Here is a 1,293-nt window from a genome sequence, read left to right as displayed (position 1 = left end):
GTTTGCGGTTTGGCTATCGAGGATTGCTGTTGGCTCGTCGGCAATCACTAATGCAGGTTTGTGAACCAAAGCGCGAGCAATCGCTACCCGTTGCTGCTGACCACCAGACAAGTTATCGGGCATGTGATGGATAAATTCGCCCAGCCCCACATGTTCCAACATTTGTGTGGCAAGTTCGGTTTGTTCAGTTTTTGAAAAACCGTTGAGATGCAACGGATAAGCGACGTTCACCAAAGCCGTCATCACTGGCACCAAATTGAATTTTTGAAATATAAAACCCAGCTTTTCACGGCGCATTTTCGCAGCCTGCATTTGTCCGCTCGGGTAAGGTTGACCAGCAAACGTTACCTGACCTTGATATTGAGAATCCAACATGCCAAGCACATTGAGTAAGGTACTTTTTCCTGAGCCGGAAGGCCCACACAGCGCCACCATTTCACCGGCAAACACCTCACCAGAGACATCTTGCAACGCGCGTACGGTTTGGCTGCCGAGGGTGTAATCGCGACTAAGTTGACTGAAAACGATCATGACGCCTCCTTAATGTTTAGCCAGTAACGCTTTGGCAGTTTGCGTTTCTAAGTGAGTGCTATCGAAACTTTCCATTTTCGCCAACCATTTCTGCGCTTGCTCCATGTCCTCTGCACGCAGCGCTGCTTCAATGGCGTAAAGGTAAACCCAAGCCGTTGCCGCGAACGGTTGTTGATTGAAGCTCGGTTCATCAAGCAGAGTCAGGTACAGCTCGTACCCACGCTCAAAGTGATTAAACATATCCGGAAGCGAAGTGTAAGTGGTGGCCGCCATCGCAGTAGCCAATTGATATTCTGGTAGCCCTTGTAAACGCTGCTGCTCTTGAATCGGCATAGGTTGATTCGCCATTAAATCCAAACCTTTCTGAATGGTGGCAAGCCCGCGCTCAGTGAACTTCATCTTGTTCCATGGCATAAACGCATAGCGCCCTTGCAAGGTTTCACTGCTGCCAAGGTAAACCAATGTCACAGGCGTAGCGCCTTGCTTTTGAACTAATTGTGAAAGCTCGTCATGTACAGTATCCACCAAACCCGTGTCGCCCTGTGCGGCTTGGTTAAAGCGAGTTAGTAACTGCTCAGTAGGGTTTGCCAACGCCAAGCTGCTACTCAAGGTAAACGCTGCCAATGCCGCGCCGAGCAAGGTTGTGGCTCTGGATAAATGAAGATTGAAAACCATCATGGTGACTGTCCTTAGTTGAACGTGATTTGATGGTTTCAGATTACGCCATCGCTTCATAGCCAACTGTAGGATGCGACCAATGGT

Annotated in this window: 2 protein-coding genes; both read right to left on the bottom strand. The window is 49.2% G+C overall.

The features are described 5' to 3' along the window. A partial coding sequence (locus R7127_RS26375) for an ABC transporter ATP-binding protein (RefSeq protein ID WP_318148701.1) occupies positions 1-531 on the bottom strand: 531 nt, incomplete at its 3' end. 9 nt (positions 532-540) lie between these two features. Then, a complete protein-coding gene (locus tag R7127_RS26370; protein ID WP_031850664.1) occupies positions 541-1,209 on the bottom strand; it encodes a hypothetical protein in 669 nt (222 codons plus the stop codon). Positions 1,210-1,293 lie beyond the last annotated feature (84 nt).

It is taken from the genome of Vibrio sp. 1159, assembly GCF_033340395.1.
In the GTDB taxonomy this organism is placed as follows: domain Bacteria; phylum Pseudomonadota; class Gammaproteobacteria; order Enterobacterales; family Vibrionaceae; genus Vibrio; species Vibrio alginolyticus.
Note: the sequence above shows the minus strand (reverse complement) of the source record. Positions and strands in the feature narration are given on the sequence as shown.

Excerpts from the sequence above, each read along its gene's own strand:
- R7127_RS26370 (WP_031850664.1), bottom strand. The coding sequence starts at position 1,209 with ATGATGGTTTTCAATCTTCATTTATCCAGAGCCACAACCTTGCTCGGC.